The 20860-nt window shown below is 45.8% G+C and carries 20 protein-coding genes, 2 pseudogenes and 1 riboswitch; of the genes and pseudogenes, 4 read left to right on the forward strand and 18 right to left on the reverse strand.

Translation table 11 applies throughout. The annotated features are described in order from the left end of the window. Positions 1-130 precede the first annotated feature (130 nt). The 3 genes from AC3WU2_RS25045 to AC3WU2_RS25055 all read right to left on the reverse strand — a co-directional run bounded on the left by AC3WU2_RS25045 (position 131) and on the right by AC3WU2_RS25055 (position 3419). Positions 131-1507, reverse strand: a complete 1377-nt coding sequence (locus AC3WU2_RS25045) for an ABC transporter substrate-binding protein (RefSeq protein ID WP_492457708.1) — start codon at positions 1505-1507, stop codon at positions 131-133. Between the two features lie 115 nt (positions 1508-1622). Next, on the reverse strand, positions 1623-2459 hold the full coding sequence (locus AC3WU2_RS25050) for a carbohydrate ABC transporter permease (RefSeq protein WP_492457709.1): 837 nt from the start codon (positions 2457-2459) through the stop codon (positions 1623-1625). Positions 2460-2480: 21 nt separating this feature from the next. Further along, positions 2481-3419 carry a carbohydrate ABC transporter permease gene (locus AC3WU2_RS25055; protein WP_018759230.1) on the reverse strand — a complete coding sequence of 313 codons (939 nt, stop codon included), beginning with the start codon at positions 3417-3419 and terminating at the stop codon, positions 2481-2483. A 214-nt stretch (positions 3420-3633) separates the two neighbouring features. Between AC3WU2_RS25055 and AC3WU2_RS25060 the strand changes: the two genes are divergently transcribed. The 4 genes from AC3WU2_RS25060 (at position 3634) to AC3WU2_RS25075 (ending at position 8093) form a co-directional block, all read left to right on the forward strand. Next, positions 3634-4266 (forward strand): DJ-1/PfpI family protein, encoded by a 633-nt coding sequence (locus AC3WU2_RS25060; protein WP_492457710.1) that lies wholly within the window; start codon positions 3634-3636, stop codon positions 4264-4266. 378 nt (positions 4267-4644) lie between these two features. Further along, a complete protein-coding gene (locus AC3WU2_RS25065; RefSeq protein WP_492457711.1) occupies positions 4645-5574 on the forward strand; it encodes a poly(ethylene terephthalate) hydrolase family protein in 930 nt (309 codons plus the stop codon). 127 nt (positions 5575-5701) lie between these two features. Continuing rightward, on the forward strand, positions 5702-6109 hold the full coding sequence (locus tag AC3WU2_RS25070; protein WP_492457712.1) for a hypothetical protein: 408 nt from the start codon (positions 5702-5704) through the stop codon (positions 6107-6109). A 790-nt stretch (positions 6110-6899) separates the two neighbouring features. Then, positions 6900-8093 carry a macrolide family glycosyltransferase gene (locus tag AC3WU2_RS25075; protein WP_492457713.1) on the forward strand — a complete coding sequence of 398 codons (1194 nt, stop codon included), beginning with the start codon at positions 6900-6902 and terminating at the stop codon, positions 8091-8093. Positions 8094-8183: 90 nt separating this feature from the next. Here the strand turns inward: AC3WU2_RS25075 and AC3WU2_RS25080 are convergent, their stop codons facing one another. The 15 genes and pseudogenes from AC3WU2_RS25080 to AC3WU2_RS25150 form a co-directional block, all read right to left on the reverse strand. Then, entirely contained in the window at positions 8184-9407 is a 1224-nt protein-coding gene (locus AC3WU2_RS25080) for an ABC transporter permease (protein WP_492457714.1), read from the reverse strand. Between the two features lies 1 nt (position 9408). Next, complete coding sequence (locus AC3WU2_RS25085) at positions 9409-10152, reverse strand: ABC transporter ATP-binding protein (RefSeq protein ID WP_492457715.1); 744 nt, start codon at positions 10150-10152, stop codon at positions 9409-9411. An 80-nt stretch (positions 10153-10232) separates the two neighbouring features. Beyond that, on the reverse strand, positions 10233-11042 hold the full coding sequence (locus AC3WU2_RS25090) for an energy-coupling factor transporter transmembrane component T family protein (RefSeq protein WP_492457716.1): 810 nt from the start codon (positions 11040-11042) through the stop codon (positions 10233-10235). Further along, entirely contained in the window at positions 11039-12544 is a 1506-nt protein-coding gene (locus tag AC3WU2_RS25095) for an ABC transporter ATP-binding protein (protein WP_492457717.1), read from the reverse strand. The genes AC3WU2_RS25090 and AC3WU2_RS25095 overlap by 4 nt, the downstream gene beginning before the upstream one ends. 136 nt (positions 12545-12680) lie before the next feature. Further along, a pseudogene (locus AC3WU2_RS25100) lies at positions 12681-12791 on the reverse strand (ECF transporter S component); the annotation flags it as partial. After that, positions 12792-13166, reverse strand: a pseudogene (locus AC3WU2_RS25105) (ECF transporter S component); the annotation flags it as partial. A gap of 191 nt (positions 13167-13357) precedes the next feature. Then, positions 13358-13472, reverse strand: a riboswitch (TPP riboswitch). Positions 13473-13545: 73 nt separating this feature from the next. Further along, positions 13546-14706: a hypothetical protein gene (locus AC3WU2_RS25110; RefSeq protein ID WP_492457718.1), complete on the reverse strand. Its 1161-nt coding sequence runs from the start codon at positions 14704-14706 to the stop codon at positions 13546-13548. Between the two features lie 34 nt (positions 14707-14740). Beyond that, positions 14741-15178 (reverse strand): hypothetical protein, encoded by a 438-nt coding sequence (locus AC3WU2_RS25115; protein WP_492457719.1) that lies wholly within the window; start codon positions 15176-15178, stop codon positions 14741-14743. Then, positions 15175-15717 (reverse strand): RNA polymerase sigma factor, encoded by a 543-nt coding sequence (locus AC3WU2_RS25120; protein WP_492457762.1) that lies wholly within the window; start codon positions 15715-15717, stop codon positions 15175-15177. Before AC3WU2_RS25120 ends, AC3WU2_RS25115 begins: the two co-directional genes overlap by 4 nt. Before the next feature lie 130 nt (positions 15718-15847). Continuing rightward, positions 15848-16633 (reverse strand): polysaccharide deacetylase family protein, encoded by a 786-nt coding sequence (locus AC3WU2_RS25125; RefSeq protein WP_492457720.1) that lies wholly within the window; start codon positions 16631-16633, stop codon positions 15848-15850. 32 nt (positions 16634-16665) lie between these two features. Next, positions 16666-17283: a YkoP family protein gene (locus tag AC3WU2_RS25130; RefSeq protein WP_492457721.1), complete on the reverse strand. Its 618-nt coding sequence runs from the start codon at positions 17281-17283 to the stop codon at positions 16666-16668. Between the two features lie 22 nt (positions 17284-17305). After that, positions 17306-17998: an ABC transporter permease gene (locus tag AC3WU2_RS25135; RefSeq protein WP_492457722.1), complete on the reverse strand. Its 693-nt coding sequence runs from the start codon at positions 17996-17998 to the stop codon at positions 17306-17308. Further along, positions 17991-18914 (reverse strand): ABC transporter ATP-binding protein, encoded by a 924-nt coding sequence (locus tag AC3WU2_RS25140; protein ID WP_492457723.1) that lies wholly within the window; start codon positions 18912-18914, stop codon positions 17991-17993. Before AC3WU2_RS25140 ends, AC3WU2_RS25135 begins: the two co-directional genes overlap by 8 nt. Before the next feature lie 155 nt (positions 18915-19069). After that, positions 19070-20005, reverse strand: a complete 936-nt coding sequence (locus AC3WU2_RS25145) for a HAMP domain-containing histidine kinase (RefSeq protein WP_492457724.1) — start codon at positions 20003-20005, stop codon at positions 19070-19072. Between the two features lies 1 nt (position 20006). After that, positions 20007-20717, reverse strand: a complete 711-nt coding sequence (locus AC3WU2_RS25150) for a response regulator transcription factor (RefSeq protein WP_492457725.1) — start codon at positions 20715-20717, stop codon at positions 20007-20009. Positions 20718-20860 lie beyond the last annotated feature (143 nt).

Genomic DNA, 20860 nt, shown 5'->3' on the forward strand with positions numbered 1-20860 from the left:
GGGGATATTATGGCATATTTTTTCTATTATTTCTACGAAAAATATAAACATAGAAAGGGCAAATCATGTGGAAAAAGGGCGGCTCGATGCGCCCCTTCTCCCTTGTACTAGAACTATACAGTACGATCTATTACTTCGTGTTATCTTTAATAATTTTATTCGCTTGCTCCATCATTATCTTCATCGCATCTTCAGCCGTAGTGTTGTCTAGGATGAATTGACTGAAGCCGTCTTCGAGGACCTTCTTAAGCTGAGAACCGTAGGCTACGGCCACTTCGGAAGCGCCTGGCGATTTGATTTTCGGATCGAACAAGGCATTGAATAAGGATTCTTTATCGAACAACTCTGGATGAGCTGCAATCGTACCTTCAATAATTTTCTTATCATCGGCCTTCTTCCATCCGGATAATTCCTTCTTCGCATCCGATGTATTCGTTGTTACGAAACGAATGAATTTGTAAGCTGCATCTTTATATTTCGAATTCTCACTAATCGAGATGTATTGACCACCGATGCTTGTGAGTCCTTCTTCGGCATCCTTAGATGAACGCGGAACCGGCGCAAATGCCGTCTTGAACTTGTGCGGATATTGTTCGATGTTCGCCGTATCTGCGACCATCCATGTACCTGTTGTCAGCATCGCCGCTTTCTCATTGAAGAATTCCGTGCGGTAAGCTAGCTTTGCACCGATGACGTCTGCATAAGGCTTCACGGATTTGTCATCCTTCTCCATCGTACGGCGAAGTTCGAAGAAGTATTTCATGGACGGATCATCGAATTGCGGTGTTAGATCTTCTTTTTGGAATGGATTTTTGCGTTCATTGAACAAAATCGGATTCGCATAATCACCCCAGCCATGGAAGTACGTACCGTACACCTTGTCATTGCCTTCGCCCTTCGTCAACTTCTTCGCATATTCCCGAAAGTCATCCCATGTCCAACCCATTGTCGGAACGGGTAACCCGGCAGCGTCGAGCATGTCTTTATTCAGCATAATGAACCACAAACCACGTTGATTCATCGCTGCATAGCTCTTGCCTTGGTATTTCGGATTGACATAATACTCTTCATCCGGGTTTATGTTATCTTTCGCATAGAAATCATCCAGCGATGCAAGAACCCCTTGCGATGCACGAGCCATCGTCTCTTCAAGGTTCGGGAATAACATCAAGTCCACTTGATCGCCGGAAGAGATCATAATGTCGAGCTTCTTCATCGTCTCGGTCGAGTTCCCCGGTACAAGTGGAATCGATTCAACCTTGATGTTCGGATTCTCCGCTTCGAACTGCTGAATCAAGGAAGATGTCGTAGCACCCATCGTCTCGTTATCCCAGTTATAATACTTCAATGTCACTTGCTCATCGGATTTTGCCGGTTCTGTCTGTGTCTCTGTCTTCGGTGTATCGGTTTGAGGTGCAGATTCATTCGATGCTGTACTGCCGCAACCCGTGAACATCGCTACGGCCATTAATAGACTTCCAAGTTTGAGCCAAGATCTCTTCTTCAAGGAAATACCCCCTCTATTCGAATGCATATCTCATTTATAAATCCGATTATACGCAGGATGCTGCTGCATCGTTGTGTACAATTTTGTTTAATCTGTGCAGATTTTTTACTATAAGCTATCCCTTCACTCCGCCTAGCGCGATGCCTTTAATGACCTGCTTCTGAAGGATAATGAACACAATCAGCAGCGGTAAAATCGCCGACAGCGACGCCATCATGATGACTGCGAAATTGTCTGCATAATCATCTTTGAACATCTGCATCCCGAGTGTTATCGGGAATAGATTCTTGTTCACGAGGAAAATGAGCGGGTTCTGGTAATCGTTCCAGGACCAGATGAATTTAATAATCCCGACCGTTGCGAGAATCGGCTTACAGAGTGGCAGCATAATACGCCAGTAAGTCATGAAATACCCTGCACCGTCTATCTTCGCAGCTTCCAAATAATCATTATGAACCCCTAGCATGAACTGTCGCAATAGGAATGTGAAATAGATGGAGAACATCCCCATGATAATAAGCCCGGCGTGGGTGTTGAACAGATGGAACCAACGCATAAGCAGAAATCTCGGCACGAGCGTCGCTTGCTCCGGGATGATCATGAACATCATCAGCATGCCGAATGCTAAGTTCCGCCCACGGAACCGCAGCTTCGTGAAAGCATACGCCGCCATCGATGAGAAAAAGATCGTCACGATCGTCATGATACTTGCCAGCTTGATCGAGTTCAGGTAGAACATATAGAATGGAACGCGGCCGGACCACACTTCCTTGAAATTCCCTTCGTAGTTCCACACCTTCGGAATCCAACGAATCGGAAACTCCATCACATCCTTCTCCAGCTTCCCGGCCGATGAGGTCATCCACACGAGGGGGATTAAGAAAATGATTGAGAAGATTGCTAGAACAATAGTGATCGTCCATTTGGACCAGTCGAATTTACGGAGTCGCATCGTTTCCCTCCTCTACGGTGGTTAGATTTCTTTTTTATTTTGGAATTTCCATGTAATCAAGGTCACGAGACCGACAATCGCGAATAACAGCCACGATAGAGCAGATGCGTAACCCATTTTGTAATTTCGGAAGCCTTCCTCGAAAATACGGTATACGAGCACCGTGGAAGAGTCGTTGGGTCCGCCTGCCGTCAAGAACGCGACCAAGTCGAACACTTTGAAGGAACCGATCAACAGGGTAATAAATAGGAACGAAGTCGTCGGTGTCAGAAGCGGCATCGTAATCTTGAAGAACTGCTGCGTCGATGAAGCGCCATCAATACTCGCCGCCTCGTACACATCATCCGGAATGTTCGTCAGTCCAGCCAAGTAGATAATGATCTGGTACCCAATGCCCGCCCAAATCGCAATAATGATGATCGACGGGAGCGAATACGTGGTGTCTGCCAGCCATTTCGGCGGATCACTAATTCCTAGGCGCATCAGGAACTGATTGATCGGCCCTTGTGATGGATGATAGAGTGCGCTCCAGACTGCCCCAACGGCAATAATGGAAGAAATATAGGGAATGAAGAAAGCGACTTTGAAGTAGCTCTGAAAAAATACGCGCGTATGAATCACAACCGCCAGCAGAAGCGATAACGCCATCCCGATCGGAACGGTAAATACGGTGTATATCAAGTTGTTCTTCAGCGACAGGAGGACCTTCTTGTCCTCAAACATGGCGACGAAATTATCGAGTCCGATGAACTTGATTGATGCCAGTCCCCCGACAAGATTCCAATCACAGAAGCTTAAGTAGAGCGAGAAACCAACCGGGAACACGTATAGAAACAACATGCCGAGGAACTCCGGTGCGAGAAACAACCAGCCCGCCAGCGCTTCTTTGCGTTCATTATTCCAGAATGATCGCTCGCCAGCCCGCGTCAGACGTGCTGCTCCTTTACTACTCTCATTCATGTCTTCACCTCATTTAGAATTCAGTTATCCGATACTCTAACTTTAGTGAAATTTGGCCTGCACTGTAGTTGATGATTCTGACAAGGTTGTGCAATATTTTGACTTTTCTATTTCGAATGAGGAACAATGACATACAGTTGTCAGTATTAGAAATTTATAATAGCTATAGGAAAGTTATCTGAAACGTCAAGTCTATTAGGAAAGGGAAGAAACTATGAAAAACGCATATGTCTATGTGCTCGATACACTAGCAGACTGGGAACTCAGCTATGTCATTGCAGAGCTGAACTCAGGCCAATATTTTAAACATCAGGGGGAGCGAATTCCGGTCAAGACCGTTGGAGCAACAAAAGATCCGGTGACTACCAAGGGCGGGATGACCATTATCCCCGATATGACGGTCGACAGTATCATGCCGGAGACATCAGCAATTTTGTTGCTGCCAGGAGCTGATTCATGGAAAGATCCGAAGAACGTACTGGTCATCGAAAAGACCAAGCAGTTGCTGGACTGTGGTTGTCTCGTCGCTGCAATCTGCGGGGCGACCGCCGCGCTTGCAGAAGCTGGAATTCTGGATCAGCGCCCACACACGAGTAACAGCCCTGAATATTTATCCATGTTCTGTCCGAATTACAAAGGTGCCTTCTATTATAAAGAGGAGGAAATCGTGGATGACGGCCAACTCATCACGACAGGATCGGCAGGCGGACTGCATTTGGCGCGTCAGGTCATGGAGCGTTTAGACGTCATGTCCAAGGAGGCGTTGAGCGCATGGTACGAATACTACCGTACAGGCGATGCCAATCACTTTTACGCGTTAATGGATGCTCTTTCGCCTCAACATTAAATAAAGTTGTCAGTCGTAAATTATATTTTCGATGCATAAATATATAAATGAATGCACTTATGCGTGAATATGTTAATTGACCGTCTTCTCAGAAAGACGGTTTCCTTATGCCTAAAAATTGTAACATTCCATATTTGCATACGTTTCTCATTTCATCGGAGTATCAAGCATTACATCTCTTTGGTGACCAACTTCGAGTCTATTGTACTTACAGCAAATCGTATTTTCTAAGCTATTCTCGGTCCTCCGTATCTATTTTTCAATCTAGTATCTTGTTTAATGAAACATAACTACATCTTTCACGTATTCCCCTTTAGTTTCATATTTTAACAGAGAAAACGATAGAGAAACCTATAGTCTATCTTAGAGGACACGTGCATGTTGGTTTTGAAAAAACGAAAGCGGATTGTATGGTTGTCAGCTTTAGTCCTTATCGTTGCAGTTCCAATTACAATTTTCTTGCAAATCATCATTCATTCTAATGTACCAGAACTTGCAGAAGGAAGCATTGAGCAGCGGTATGCACAGCAAGGAATCTATCCTGTGAAGGTAGAAGAAGTTAAGCGTACGAGCGGAGAGGCTTTATTTAGGATTTACTACCCAGCATTTCAAAGAGACGAATCCTATCCTGTTATTTTTTGGGGGAATGGAACAGATGCCACGCCTGATCGTTACGATGGGCTCTTAACTCATCTTGCTAGCTGGGGATTCATTGTAATCGATTCCTATAGCAAGACAACAGGAACAGGCAAAGAAATTGTGGAGGCTATTGATTATTTGAGAAATGAAAACCAACGAGCAAACAGCTTGTTTTATCAAAAAATACAAATGGAACAGATTGGTGTAGCTGGACATTCTCAAGGATCTACGGGGGTCATTAATGCTCATACCAACTATAAAAGTGGATCATTAATTAAGACGGTTGTATCCATCGCTCTCCCGGATTTAAAGCATTGTGATCCAGAAGATGTGTACGATACATCACGTATTACCGTTCCTTTTCTCATTATGGGCGGTACACGAGATTTTCTAATCTCACCGGTATCAACGAATCAATTAGCCTTGCATCGTACTAACGCAAGCACGCCTGTTATGATGGGGATGGCAAAAGGTGCAGCTCATACTGCGATTGAAGGTAATGGTGGCAATCATAGGGGTTACTTGACGGCTTGGATGAGATATTGGCTGCTTGATGATCAGGAAGCCATGAAGGCATTTCATGGGGATTCTTCCGAGATGATGGATAATGCAAATTGGGTGGACGTTATACAAGCAAATATGGATGATAATAAATTCGTGCATCAATAACAAAAAACGGCATGTACGGGCAGATTAGTCACACAAACGCTGAACTGTTTAAATTGGAACATAAACAAGTCAAATACTATACAATATATAGTCATTTAACTATTTCATTGTATAGTGGAGGTAAATAATGATTACTTATCAAAACGACCGCCAGATGATACCTCATCCCATTCTTCTGGAGGCTAATCAAATTGCTCCAAATCAAATTTCTATTATATATGACCAGCGGACTGATTTAGCATCAGCAACGAATGTTTCTAATTACTGGATTAGGAGTAACATGGAACGTCCCACTGGTATTGCAACCGTGGGAATGAGCGACGCACTTATGGCATCAAACGCAATACGTCCTGATGTGGGAATGATTACACCTGCCGACGATTCGAATATGAGATTCAACATAACATTTAGGGTTAATGCTATGTCAGGTGTCATGTATACAGTACTCCCTTGTTTTGTTAATTTGGAGGGAATGACAGGTTATAGGGGTGAGAACTGGGGTCCCTTCAGCAGAAATATGTTTATCGGCATGTAAATCAAATTTTGAACTATCACTGCTGTAATAATCTTTTGTTACATGAACGGATACGATAGCATAATAAAAGCAGCGGCAGTGTAAGACTTTATTTCTCAATCCAATAGATCAATACAATCGATTAAAACCTCCCATTTGATGAAAACCTAGAATTAATAGGTCTTATGGGAGGTTTTATTATGAATTTGAGTTATGGAGACTTTATGAAGCAGATAAACGAATCCAGGGGTTTAGTCTACTTACATTGAAAGCTTATGCTTTGCAAGTAAGTATGCTGGTCGGTGAACTAGGTGACCTAGATATTAGAGAAGTCACATTACAACTGTTGAAGGAATACCTGGCAAAACAAACAGGCCGATTGGGCCACGAGAAAGCATCGACCACTCAAATATAGCCCAGCTGCGTGGGGAGTATAGACGAGACTTATATCGCCGGCTCTTTTACCCTTTAGTACAGTCCCTGTAAATTCCCGATTTGGTATATTCACCAGTTATTAGTAGGTGTGATTGGTGCTACCGTGGGCTCTCCTATTTCTTTCTAGAACTCCGATAGGAAGTGAAGTCACTATGATATTCTCCAACAAAGTCTATTTTCCTTTGAAGAATTGCAAAAACAAAAACTTGAATCCAACCAACGTTATAGCGAAAAAATATGGTGATTAAAGTTTTGAGATTTTCAAGTATTGTTCTATGATAAACTTGATGCGATTATTTGATTCGAGCGATGGTATGGGACAGTGTCCCTTACGCTTACACAATTTAGATAACAGTATTCCTAAGGAGTGGTAGAATTGGCACGTGTGTTATTTATTAATGGCGGATCAGAGGGTCATATCAATCCAACGATTGGAGTGGTACAAGAGCTTATTTCCCGTGGAGAAGAGGTCGTGTACTTTTGTATAGAAGCTTTTCGGGAGCGTATTGAGAAGACGGGAGCAACAGTTCGGACATTTGATGATCAAAAATTTATAAAAGCCTTTATCTCAGGTGGAAGAGATTATTTACTCGAAAGAGTTAACGGTCTTTTACTTACGTCAGATATCGTCATACCAAGCGTTCTTGAACAGATCAAAGGAGAGCATTTTGATTACATCTTCCATGATTCTATGTTTGGTTGTGGACGATTACTTGCTCATATTCTTAAGCTTCCTGCAATCAACTCATGTACTTCTTTTGCGCAGTCAAAAGATTCATTCGATAAAATGTTAGAACAATTTTCTACTGAAGTCCCTACAGAAATCGTTAAACCCATCAACGATAAATTTCAAAGCCTGACGGCAATGGTGAAGGAAAAATATGATGTGGAGATCCAATCTCCTTACGAAGTGTTTTGTAATCCAGCACCACTTACAATCGTATATACAACAAAAGAATTTCAACCTGATGGGGAAGCATTCGACCAAACTTATAAATTTGTAGGTCCATCCATCTCTTCACGATTAACGCAAGAAAACTTCGACTTTACTGCAATCAAGGGGAGTAACCCCATTTACATTTCACTGGGTACAGTCTTTAACCAAGCAATGGATTTCTATAAGCTTTGTTTTGAGGCATTTGGGAACACGGATCATACGATTGTTATGTCTGTTGGGTATAGAGCCCAAATATCTGATTTAGGGGAAATTCCTACAAACTTCATCGTAAAAAATTATGTTCCACAAACGGATGTACTGCAATACACGAAATTATTTATTACACATGGTGGAATGAACAGTACCCATGAAGGTCTCTATTACGGGGTCCCGCTAATTGTCATCCCACAAAGCGCGGATCAGCCGATCGTTGCGGGGCAAGTCGCCAATATCGGAGCAGGCATTCAATTACAAATGCAAAGCTTGACTGCAAATCAACTACGTGAAGCCGTAGATCATGTGTTAAGCCTCTCATCTTTCAAGAAAGCTGCAGTAAAAATTGGGGAATCCTTTCGAAAATCAGGAGGGTATCATCAAGCTGTTGATGAGATATTCGAATTTTATTATCAATGAACAACTGCCCAATGTATCTCATGAAAAAAATCGCTTTTCCTGCCCTTACAATCGGGAAAGAAAAGCGATTTTTCTCAAAAGATGTACCTCTTACAAATCCTCATCATCCTCATGCTCCATCCACTTCTTCTGGGACCAAGCCCACTGGAAGAAATACACGAACGCGATGCCACCAACAAGGGCAGCAAAGACCATAGGCCACGCCCCACTCATTAGCAGCAATGGCAACCATAAGATGACCGCGAGGACAAGATGCGTCCGCCGTGCGACCCTCACAACCGCCTTTTTACGGAAATGATAAGGGATTGGGTAGATCGACGCCCAGAACGAGTATCGATGGAACCGTCTAATGGCTGTTAGCTGTGTCCCTATGATCAACAGCATGAAGCCATAGAGTGGCAGTGTCCAGTTCGAGCTTCGCACCCAATATAAGATCAACACGCCGAGCGCGGTCAGACGCAGGACCATGCCGAGAACATCACTGCGCAGCAATGTTTTCAGATATAAATATTCGTAAGCAGAATCCTGCTGAAAACGAATCCGCTTGCCAAGTCCGTTCAGCCATGTACGCTTATACACCTTCTGCGGCATGGACGGCACATCGACGAACCAGTTCAAGAAGATCATGAACCGTCCGCGCTGATCTCGCTCTGTTGCAATAAGCAATTCCCACGGTACGTCATGCTTACGCGGCACACGGAGAGCAACCACATATGTAATAATAACAATCAAGCAGAAGATCACTGCTTTCCAAGTCGGCTGCCACAGCCATACGGCGAGCAACAATATCGATATCAGCCAACGTGTCAGACGATAACTCCACCGTGCTCCGGGCCGACTCATGCGGCGCTCCTGCCAGCTGCCGTAGCTGTTCATGATATTAAGCGCCAACAACACGCCCCATAAGAGCAAGAACGGCTTCGGATCTTGGTCTGCTCGAACATAGAGCAACCATAGAATGCCGTATACTATACTTAAAAGGATAAGCTTCGGTTTGACGCTATACCCGATACTTTTTCGAAAATACTCCTTCATCCTCGGTTCTACCCGAAGCAAATAGACTAGGTCCGCAGGCTGAAGGAACGTCCGAAAGCTGCTCCACAGGACAAACGGTAGCAGTACGATAAGGCTCACCGTTCGAATCGGGAAATCCGCCGGAATCCGCCCTAGAAATCCGACATACCCCGCAGCACCACCGATGAAGATAAATCCAAGAAACAATAGAAATCCGCTCTGCCCCACATAGCGGAAGTACGGGAAGACTTCCTGCCAGAAGGCGCTTTTTCGCCGTCGCCATAATGATTGAAGATCCATCCTACGCCCCGCCTTTAACGAGCTGATAGAAAATATTCTCCAGCGATGTATCGCCAAGATAGCGGTGCTGCTGCCTTAGTTCCTCCAGCGTCCCTTGTGCAATCACACGCCCATGATGAAGCACGATGAATCGATCACAATAGTTCTCGATCGTCGATAGAATATGGGAGCTTAGTAGAATCGAAGCGCCGCGTGATTTCAGTTCCACCATGAAATCCAGTAAGTTCCTGATCCCAAGCGGATCAAGTCCTAGAAAAGGCTCATCGATCATATAGAGCGGCGGATGAACGAGAAATGCGCTCATGATCATGACCTTCTGCTTCATCCCTTTGGACAGATGCATGGAGAAGGTATTGTATTTGTCGTTCATCTGGAACAGTGTCAACAAATGCTCTACGCGTTCCTCATAGTCCTTCTTCTCGACGCCATACGCCATCGCCGCCAGCTCAAGATGCTCCTTCACGGTCAGTTCCTCATAGAGCATCGGTGTCTCAGGAACGAATGCTAACGACCCGCGGTACACTTCGGGTGCTTCCGCTAATGTCTTCCCTTGCAGCGTAACATCGCCCTTATGCGGCTGCATCAGGCCGAGGATATGCTTCATCGTCGTACTCTTGCCCGCGCCGTTCAATCCGATCAGGCCCACCATCTCGCCTGCCTTAACATCAAAATTCACATCATGAAGCACTGGCTTTCCAGTGCTATAGCCGCCCGTTAATTGATTGACCAGCAATATCGTCTTCATGGCCTGTCTCACCTCTACCCTTATTATAGCGAAGCGATGAGGAAGTTGCGAATGGGATATATGACGATCACTGGATCCGTTCACCCCCGAACATCACCCACGTTGAACAAAGGAATTTCGTGCGACGCGACAAAAGCAACCGCCACCATGAATAAAATGATGACCAAGAAGAAGCCATCACGGCTCGTAACCGATGTCCTATAATAATAGGTCCGTGTGGCTGTACTGGACTGAGCAGCGAACCGCTTGGATTCCATCGCGACGGCGACCCGCTGCGCACGGCGAATACTCTGCGCAAGCAGCGGAACCGCATAATTCAGCAGCCGTTCCTTCCATCCTCGAATGGAATGTGCCGAGCGCACACCACGTACGGCTAGGGCCTGCTGCCGACTCTGGAGCTCTTCCCACAGCATGGGAAGCATTCGGAAGGAAGCCATAAATGCGTAGGCGTATTTGGGCGGCAGGCGCAGCTGCTGCATCATCGCGTAGAACAGTAGGGTGGGACGCGTCGTTAACGCAAATAACAATCCCGTTGCCGCACAACTTAATGTTTTGAACCCGATGTGAATACCTCGGAAGAAGCTCTCCTCCGTGATGCGGAAGAGTCCCCAAGACCACCATAAGGTATCCCCTTTGCCGAATAGAATCATGGTCATGGAAGACGATACGAAAATAAAGATGAACGGCAGTGTCATTAACATTAATTTACGCAAGGTATACCCACTGCTTAGGAACAACAAGGCGGCATACCCGAGGAACTGATAGAGAATAAAATCCAACCGATGCGTAAATAAAATGATGATGAACAGGCCAATAAAGACAAGGAACTTGATCGCCGGATTCACGCGATGCATCCATGTCACCCTTTTCGGCGAGAACCAGTTGTTCATACGCTCCCCACCAGCTCTCTCCTCATCCGGGTCGTTGCAGACGTAGCAACGCCAAGTCCTTCTGTAATACGCCAGATTCTCGTAGCAAAATGCTCCGCAATCCATCGATCATGGGTGACCATCACAATCGCCATCCCACGCTGCCGCCACGCTTCAATCATCTCGAGCATCGCAAATGTGCTGCGTGCATCGAGCCCGAACGTTGGCTCATCAAGCAGCAGTAATGGACGCTGATGAATCAGCGCCGTCGCAACGCTTAACCTGCGTTTCTGCCCCATCGACAGTTGATACGGGTGACGATTGCGTTCTGATTCCAGATGAATGTGACGCAGCATCTCACATACCCGAGGATCCTCTGCCGCTGTGGCCGCATCTGACTTATTCAGTCCGATCGATAGGCCCAGCTCTTCCTGGACCGAATTCGTCACGAATTGCAGCTCCGGATTCTGAAATACGAATGCCATTTGATCCGAGAGCACTTCCCCTCGCCGAAGTTGTACATCCTTTCCTTGTAAGCGATAGATGCCCTCCGTCTTCAGCAATTGCATCAGGGAGAGCAGTAAGGTACTTTTCCCTGCACCGTTCTCGCCAAGTAATGCAATCCACTCACCCGATCGGATCTCTGCATGCTGAATCAATATTCGACTTTCTTTTCCCCGTTTGCCCTGAAAATTCCGTAATTCAACTAAGGGTGCTGCATCGGACAATACGCGTGATTCAACCCTATCCATAAGATTCCGATACCGAGATGAGACAACATATTCATCCCATACGCCCGGATACCAGATGCCATATTCGATCAACCGAGGCTTCTCTTCACGGAACAACATCTCAGGCGCGCCATCGGCGATAATCTGCCCCTGATCATCGAACATGACAACCCGATCAACAAGTTCCAGCACATGATCTAGCTTATGCTCTACAATCAGGAGCGTCCGATTCTCCGCGATCTGATGGATTGCATCCCATATTTGTACCGTGCCTTCCGGATCGAGCAGCGCGGAAGGTTCGTCGAGCAGCAGCACATCCGGCTCAAGGAGCAGCACCGCCGCAAGCGCTAGACGCTGCTTCATCCCTTGAGACATGCTGTTAATCGGCGTATGGAGATCATAGAGACGAAGCCCTACTTCCGCCAACACCCGCTTCATCCGCGCCTCCATTTCCTCTCGTGGCACACATTGATTCTCCATGACAAAAGCTAACTCTTCGTCGACAAAAGGCATCCCGAACTGCGTATCCGGATCTTGAAATACCATGCCCCAAGACGATGGCAATCGCAAGGTTTCGGATTGCATCGGAACTTCAATCGACATAGGAATGATCCCGCACAGCACTTGGAGCAGCGTTGATTTCCCGCATCCGCTCGGACCGAGCAGCAGCACCTTTTGCCCCTTTTTCACAGAAAAGGAGAGATCCTTGAACTGTAGATTCGGCTCTCCAGGGAATTTCAGTCGGAGTCCTGTCACCCCAAGCACTTCTTCTGCTTCCGCCTTGTCTATCATCGGTCTCTCTCCTTTTTCACTGCTCATTCTATTTGTTCAATGCATCATATTCGGATTTCGATACAGGTCTTACTAGATTCGTCACGCCTGTCGCTTCAAGCGCTCTGACCAAGTAATATGCGAATAAGCCTGTAATCACGATCCCGCTGACGCAGCGCAGACCATATTTCACAAAGAACATCCAAGGCTCGTAATCCGCAATATAGCCATATACATAATCGACACCCATGGAACCAAGCGCAACAACGAGCCCCGCCAATGCCGCCGTTCCGGCAGAATAGCTGCGATAGCGGAATAAAGCAAAAATAATTTCAGCGCATAGTCCTTGAATAAGTCCATATAAAAATAGCTGAATACCCCATTCTGCACCGAACAATAATGAAACATGCGCCGCCGCAAGCTCTGCCAATAAGGCTACCCCAGGTTTACGAATTAGCAGGAACGCAACTGTAGCCGCAATGAACCACATCCCGTACACCAACTCATCCGCTTGAAAGAACAGAGGTTTGAATACATCGTATACGCTGCCCCACAACTTATAGATGACCCCAAATACTAACGCGAGTAAAATCGTGATGAGAATGTCTGAAAACTTCAATCTCAACTTGCCCTGCACAACCATCAACTCCCCATCCTAAATGATCTAGATCAACAAAAAAACCGCCTGGCAGCATGCACAGACGGTGAGAAAAGTCTCGATCGTAGTTGATTCGATGATATACGTCATAAGCTAGGGTATTTGATCGCCAAATAGATTAGTCTGTTTCGCTACATTGAAACATAAACTCCATCTATTGTGGTCAGAAAAGGTCCCTATTCATCGATTAGATTCTCTCCGCTGGCATTATCCAGATCAGATTAACGGTCAGTAGTGGTGGTGAACGACTACAATCTCAGCCTGACTCCTCAAGCCCCCGTATCCCATATTCGGTTCTTTCATTTACAATATCTTCACAATACAATACACGGCCAATTGTTTCAAGAGATTTCTCGTTCAACCATCAAGGTCTAGGATCGAGATCCTCTTCGAACATTTCCTCAATCCCCCGTTGCTTTTTCCCTCCGAATAGCAGCTTCACGCCGCCGCCAATGAAGAGTACCGCAATGACAAGCGTCTGGAAGTATTGCTGCACTTGATAGCGAACAATCCAATTCGGGAAGTAGTTCTCAAGCATCGGAAGTGCAATCTGATCGAACATATAGTAGGCTCCGATGACAATTAATCCGAATCCCATCCAACGGTTATGTGTTGGCAGCCATCTGACAATCGGCGTATCGCGTAACAAGTCTCCACGGCTATACCGGTTCAATTGCTGCAGCGTATCGAAGAAGCTGAAGCACCAGATGAGTGGGATGAAGAAGAAGAACAACGACAGTCGCATAAAATCAAGGATATAAATGGAGCCGAGGAACCCCACCATCAACTGTAGCCCGCGTTTTTGTAACCCAAGGTACATATGCCCGGCTCCTGGCAGGAGCGATAAGACCATGGCCAGCATCTTGCTGCGTCTGCCGTCTTCGCGGAACGAATCAAAATCATCGAATAATGTACGATCCTGCAGCAAATCGCCTTGCTGCTTGCGGTGAGCCGCTTGCACCGCGTCAAACATACAATAGAGCCAAATAATCGGCAATAATCCTAAGAACACCGCGAATCCGCCTTGGTTCGTAACGGCCGTCACGAAGATCAGCATCGTCCCTAATCCGAAGAAAGCAATTAGGAATGACAACCCGCGATGCATCAGTCCAAGATAGAAATGGCCCAGCCCGGGAACGAAGGACAATAGAATCGTGAAGAACCGCTCTGATTCCTGTCTTGGGTTTGGTGACGCAGGACCATAAGGTCCAAAAGGGCCATACCCTCCGAGACCTGCATCCTGAAGGAATTGTTCACCGTATGTGTTCGGAATGTACGGCGTGCGCACTAAATAAAAGATCATTTCCAGCATGTTAATGCAGCCGACAATAAATGCAGATAACACGCCAATTGCGAACGGTCCATCATTGCTGGTCGCGATAGACCCCAATACGCCAAGCCCGAGCGCGCCGAAGAATAACATCGCGTACAAGACCGCTCTGACCTTTTTGCCCACATAATAATGACCTAATCCAGGGATAAAGCTAGCGAAGAACGCGATCCCTTTACTACGATATGGTTGCAATGCATATCCACTCCTTTACAATTTTTCCGATTTATCATTTCAAGGCATCGAGCCAACTAAAAGCTTTCTGAATAATGGAATCCGTAAATGATCCGCTCGGCTGATCGAGCAGCGCATGGGATCCGCCCGACAAGTTCTGGAATACACCACTTATCAATAGGATATAGGTGATGGATGCCGCAATCGAATAGTGGAACATCGGATGCTCATACCAATACTTGCTACGCGGCTTAACCCTATCCTTCGGAGAATGCTGAACTGGCTTCCCGTACAATTGCTGCATCATTCGATCTGTAAAAGCATCGTGATCTTTGGGTTCAGGGAGCTCCCCTTCAAGCCCATCCATCGCGAGCAAATACTGCTCCATCGCTTCTTCGGATTGCAACAACAGCTCTTCCATTTCAAGTTGTTCCTCTTCACCCAGCGTTCCTTGAATGTATGCCACCCAATCTTCCAGGTTGTACTTCTTCATCGCCAATCTTCCTCCTTCCAGTGGGTTCGAAGCCATTGTCTAGCACGGTATAAGCGAGATTCAACCGTCTTTAGCGAAATGTCACATTCCAACGCAATTTGGTCGTAGCTTTTTTCCTCCAAATAAAACGATTCGATCATTTGACGGTGCAGCTCGGGAATGTGCTCGAGTTGTTCCCGAATTCGTACCTGGCGATCCCGGTGAATAACTTCCGATAAGACATCGCTCTCCATACTGCTGGCCACGAACGGGCGGTTACCTTCTACTACCTCGACATCTTCCACAACGTCTTCCCGTCTTCGATTCAACTTCCGTTTATAATCAATTGCCTTATTCATCGCAATTCGGGATATCCATGTCTTCAATCCTTTGGACTCATATTGGGGGAGAGACCGGTGGATCTGAATGAATACATTCTGCGCGATATCTTCTGCATCCGTGCGATCACGAACGACGGAATACGCGATTTGAAATATATGTCCGTGATATCGGTCGATCAGCTGACGGAATGCAGCTGAATCGCCTCGCCGAATTCGCATCACGAGTTCTTCATCTTCGATGTGACTCTCCCCCCTCCTGCCTATATAGACGCATGTATGATCATTACCCCCTGCACATTCTAACCTACTTTTTTCAATAAAAAAACAGAGACACTGTCATATGTCTCTGCTAATGTATGGTAGATTTATAAGACTTCTTCATTATCGGCGCTCCGGCTCCGATCTGATACCTCGTACGCCAGTATGGATCCAGCATCTCATCTACTCTGACACAGGCATACCCCTGCAGCCTTACTTCCTTCAGTACGGCATCCAGACCTGCTATCATCTGCAGCGGTGCATCCGCGTCAGCGCCAAATGTCTCGCCTGAATCATGCAATACAACGATAGCGCCTGGCGTGATTCGTCGCATCAGCTTGCTTCTCAGCCTTTCTGCCGTCGTGGATCGCTTCCAATCCCCGACCATGACCGACCACAGCACGATGCGATAGCCGCTGCGCGAGCGGAAGCTGAAGAGATCGCCTAAATTCAGAATCCCCCATGGCGGCCGATAGCACGTAGGCCGTTCGCCAATAATCCGTTCTACAATGTCTGCCGACATGTCAACCTGCTCCCGCTTCACTTCGCCCGGTGTCATGACCCAGTTCGTGGTATGCGTATAATTATGAATGCCGATTTGATGACCTTCCTGGTGCATTCGCTGAATGATGTCCGGATATTTCTCAGCCTCGCTACCGAGTACGAAGAAGGTTGCTTTCACCCCATGTGCTTGCAGCAAATCCAGCAATCTAGGTGTATACGTCGGGTTAGGCCCGTCATCAAAGGTAAAAGCCACCTGGCGAGTCGCCTTTCCTCTGCGCACAACGACGAGTCCGCATATTCTAGTGATCACAAACGGTGCTAGCATATAGATTACAATAAATAGTATGACAAGTTGCAAGGCTATCATTAACATGATGTGCGCCCCTCCTCAACCACAAATGACGTTTAAATGTAAATCGTTCTTAGATCCTTATCCTTATCTTTATCATTGGCAGACCAACGGTCGAATAGCGCTTGCTTCGAAATAACGAGCATCCTGGGCTCCAGCTTCTCCCCCGCTTGCTTCACGCGCTGCTTCCCTTCAGGATGCAATATACGAAGCAAGTAGCTGAGATAGATCTTCGCAAATCCCTTTGCCCATTTCGATGGAAGCGGATGCTGTTCGAATCCTAATCCATGAATAATCCCGCGATGGAGAAGCGTAATCCCCGTGATGGCTTGAACTTTAGCAAGCTCTGGTGATGTCTGCATGGCATGGCTAATCTGCTTCATCCCACGGCGCAACATACGTGCTGTCATGATGCCCGCTCGGTCCGCTCCGACGGCACGTGAAAGTTCTATCACTTGTTGATTATCTAGATGAAGCTCTCCGATCCAATCCCCATTCGCGATCTGGTGACCGTCGTGGCATGCAATGGCTTTACCATAATGTCTTCGGATCACTAATTTACATATCCCAAATCGCCAGATGGATTCACTACGAAATCGCGTAAATACATCAAAGATATTCTCCCACACCATCCACATGGATTGTGCAACGATCTTCGCATACGAAGTTCCCATATCTATCCCACCTCTCGCTTGCTTAATTGATATCGATCTGATCGATTTTTCGAATGGCCATGTATCCAATCGCCGCACCAGCAAATGCTAGTAGAATAGGAATGATAATAATGTCATTCAAGTTGAAACCACCATTATTCGAGCAGGTCAACATGACGATGATGATAGAAGACACAATGGTTGTCGGAAGCGAATATTTACGCATCCCGAAGTAAAGCGGAATAAGTGCCATAAAGCATGCAGATAGGGCATTGAAACCAAGTTTAACGACCTGCTGCATCACCAGCGTCATGGTTAGTTCCCCAGGTACAAAGTGCGTAAACGAATTGACGGTGAGATACACCGTACTCAAGAATGCCATGGAAATCACGATACATATGAATGTGAAAATGATAACGACCATAAGCTTGGCAGCAATGATTTTTTGACGTTTAATCGGGTACATGAACAAGACGGTAATGGTCTTACTATTGAATTCATCGATAACGAATCGTCCCAGCACGACAGCGGCGAATATAATAAACGTCCCTCTCGTAAATACATCGATCATTGAGAACACGGTGCTATAGTCTCGAAAAACTGTCGTTCCATCTATCTCTGGTGTGTAATTCATCAGCATCATGAACCCAAAAATAATCACATTGGCAATAGCGGCCCCTCGAATATATCCCATGATTTTGAATTTTCGTAGCTCTAGCTTCATTAATTTAATCACGTACTCCGCCTCCGTTCAGCACTTGCATGAAGTAATCCTCTAACGAGCTGCTCCGCTTATGAATCGAGTCAATCACAACATCGTTCAGGACCAATGTCTTGGTGATTTCACTTTGCGGAATATGCTGGTCATAAATCCGTACATACTGATTATCGATCACCTTGATATTGTTCAGTTGAAGTTTGTCGGTCAATACGTAAGCTGCTTTGCTACAGTCGGATGTGATAATCTCAATGTAATTCGTCGTCTCTTCATGAATTTCGGCCATCGTAATTTCCCGCAGCAATCGTCCGCTCTGAATGACGCCAATCGTATCCGCAATTTGTTCAATTTCGCCCAGAATATGGCTGGATATCAATAAGGTCGTACCATATTCCTTGCACAGCATGCGGAACACATCTCGTAATTCTTTAATCCCTAATGGATCTAACCCATTAATCGGTTCGTCGAAAATAAGTAGCTCCGGCTTCGTCGTAATCGCACGGGCGATACCCAAACGTTGTTTCATCCCGAGGGAAAAACTCTTTACTTTCTTCTTCCCTGTATCGATTAGATTCACGAGCTCCAACGCTTCATCAATCGATTTCTTATTGTAATAGCCCATATAATCACAATGAAGTTCCAAGTTCTCGCGGGCTGTAAGCTTATCATAAAATACGGGGTATTCTATAATCGTCCCCATCCGCCCTAAGAAATGATAGGAATCTGGCGTTAACTTCTCCCCGAAAATCTCGATTTCACCACTCGTGGGCTTAACGAGATTCGTCATCATCTTCATCATCGTCGTTTTCCCTGCACCATTGGGTCCGAGAAAACCATAAATTTCGCCTTTCCTAATATTCATGCTGACATTTGAGACGACTTCTTGTCCTTGAAAAGCTTTGGTTAATCGATTCGTTCGTACAATATGCTCCATGTCTTCTTCCCCTCTCGCTCTCTCTTATAACTCTATCTTACAAGACGTCATTTTCTTTTTTCTTACTTCAATCTTACGAAATTCTTAAGCTAATTCCGTGCACCCGCTTGCTCAAGAAAAAACTCATGAAATGTGAGCGTTCATCATTCCATGAGTTAGTACTTCACCTTTTTCAATTGTACGGTAAACACCGTAAGCTCATATGGCTTGCTGCGAAGATGAATCGATCCGCCCATACTCTCAACTAATCGCTTGGTGATCGTCAGCCCCAGCCCGCTGCCTTGATACGATTTATTACGCGAATCTTCCAGCGTATACATGCGTTCGAATACATGATCAATATGCATCGCATCAATGCCTTTCCCCCGATCCCATATGTCCACATAGACGGATGAGTCATCTTCCCGCAGGGTCAAACCGAGCTGCTTGCCAAGATTTCCATATTGAATGCTATTCGAGATCAGATTATTAAGTACACGATGCAGCGCCTCATCATTCCCAAATCCATAGATCGGATGCTCCGGAATCTCAATATGAACTTGATAGCCTTGCTCGGTAAGGATATCGTAATAGTCTAGAACCGTGGTACTGCACCGTTCATTCATCAGGATCCTTGCCATCGGAATCTCTTTATCCCCTGATTCCAGCTTGGCCAAGTCGAAGAAATCATGGATTAACACTAGTGTCTCTTTGGTTTTGGCATGAACCTTATCTAATAGACGCTGACGTTCATCCGCTTGCATATTCGGATCAAGATGAAGTATTTCTATATAACCGAGTACGACGGTTAACGGTGTCTTCAGATCATGTGAAATATTCGATACCATTTTCTTCATCGACATTTCCATTTTGGCATAGTCCGAATACATCTGGTGCTGCGCCTCCAATAGCCGATTTATCTCCATGAGTAACGATTGAAGCTCGCGATCATCCGTCATGAGCAGTAGCTTCTCATTGGTAGCAAGCGAAGAAATACGTTCGATCTCGGAACGCAAGTGCCGCAGTTGCTTGCTATGGCTCCTTCGGGAGTGAAACTGAAAGTAAATGATCCCGACTAAAATGACGATAACAACCGAAAGGACTAGAATCATATTAACCGCCTTCCCACTTGTAGCCGATGCCCCACAACGTCTTAATATATCGCGGTTCAGACGGGTTATCTTCAATTTTGTCTCGTAATCTGCTCATATGTACATTAATGACATTCTCATCTCCGTAGTAGTCGTCATTCCATACCTGGCTGTAGATATGCGCCTTCGTATAGACACGATTCGGGTGCGCTGCGAACAGCTTGAGAATTTCAAATTCTTTGGAAGTCAGCTTGATCGGCTCATGATTCTTAAAGACGGCAAAATTATTCAGATCGATCCGCAAATCGCCCATCATAAGCATCTGCTGCTCAGGCTCCGCCTTGGGCTCGATGCTCGCATACTGGGTCGCACGCCGAATAATCGCCTTGATTCTCGCAGACAATTCAATCATCGAGAAAGGCTTCGCAATATAATCGTCAGCACCGAACCCTAATCCTAACGCCTTATCAATATCGCCATCCTTCGCGGACATAATGAGAATGGGAACGAGACTATGAACCCGAATCCGCCTGATCACTTCCATACCATCCACCTTAGGCATCATGAGATCCACCAGTACTAGATCAAATTCTCCCTGTGCTTGCTCGAATTTCGCTAACCCTTCTTCCCCATCCCCAGCAACAGTAACGGTATAACCTTCCTTGATCAAATAATTCTCGACCATCTCCACAATCGCTTGGTCATCTTCAATAATAAATACAGAATGCTTCATCGTGAACGCCCCTCTCTACCCTTGCTATTCTTATCCATTCATTTAGTATAGCAAAATAACCAAAAAAAGTGAGCTTTGGCTTCGGAACGAAAATATATAAAGTCTTATCTAACAAAAAAACAGGGACATGTCATAATCAACAT

The organism is Paenibacillus sp. EB106-05-06-XG162, from assembly GCF_058791655.1.

Excerpts from the sequence above, each read along its gene's own strand:
- AC3WU2_RS25050 (WP_492457709.1), bottom strand. The coding sequence starts at position 2,459 with ATGCGACTCCGTAAATTCGACTGGTCCAAATGGACGATCACTATTGTT.
- AC3WU2_RS25055 (WP_018759230.1), bottom strand. The coding sequence starts at position 3,419 with ATGAATGAGAGTAGTAAAGGAGCAGCACGTCTGACGCGGGCTGGCGAG.
- AC3WU2_RS25060 (WP_492457710.1), top strand. The coding sequence starts at position 3,634 with ATGAAAAACGCATATGTCTATGTGCTCGATACACTAGCAGACTGGGAA.
- AC3WU2_RS25065 (WP_492457711.1), top strand. The coding sequence starts at position 4,645 with ATGTTGGTTTTGAAAAAACGAAAGCGGATTGTATGGTTGTCAGCTTTA.
- AC3WU2_RS25070 (WP_492457712.1), top strand. The coding sequence starts at position 5,702 with ATGATTACTTATCAAAACGACCGCCAGATGATACCTCATCCCATTCTT.
- AC3WU2_RS25080 (WP_492457714.1), bottom strand. The coding sequence starts at position 9,407 with ATGGATCTTCAATCATTATGGCGACGGCGAAAAAGCGCCTTCTGGCAG.
- AC3WU2_RS25085 (WP_492457715.1), bottom strand. The coding sequence starts at position 10,152 with ATGAAGACGATATTGCTGGTCAATCAATTAACGGGCGGCTATAGCACT.
- AC3WU2_RS25090 (WP_492457716.1), bottom strand. The coding sequence starts at position 11,042 with ATGAACAACTGGTTCTCGCCGAAAAGGGTGACATGGATGCATCGCGTG.
- AC3WU2_RS25095 (WP_492457717.1), bottom strand. The coding sequence starts at position 12,544 with ATGATAGACAAGGCGGAAGCAGAAGAAGTGCTTGGGGTGACAGGACTC.
- AC3WU2_RS25115 (WP_492457719.1), bottom strand. The coding sequence starts at position 15,178 with ATGAAGAAGTACAACCTGGAAGATTGGGTGGCATACATTCAAGGAACG.
- AC3WU2_RS25120 (WP_492457762.1), bottom strand. The coding sequence starts at position 15,717 with ATGCGAATTCGGCGAGGCGATTCAGCTGCATTCCGTCAGCTGATCGAC.
- AC3WU2_RS25125 (WP_492457720.1), bottom strand. The coding sequence starts at position 16,633 with ATGTTAATGATAGCCTTGCAACTTGTCATACTATTTATTGTAATCTAT.
- AC3WU2_RS25130 (WP_492457721.1), bottom strand. The coding sequence starts at position 17,283 with ATGGGAACTTCGTATGCGAAGATCGTTGCACAATCCATGTGGATGGTG.
- AC3WU2_RS25140 (WP_492457723.1), bottom strand. The coding sequence starts at position 18,914 with ATGGAGCATATTGTACGAACGAATCGATTAACCAAAGCTTTTCAAGGA.
- AC3WU2_RS25145 (WP_492457724.1), bottom strand. The coding sequence starts at position 20,005 with ATGATTCTAGTCCTTTCGGTTGTTATCGTCATTTTAGTCGGGATCATT.
- AC3WU2_RS25150 (WP_492457725.1), bottom strand. The coding sequence starts at position 20,717 with ATGAAGCATTCTGTATTTATTATTGAAGATGACCAAGCGATTGTGGAG.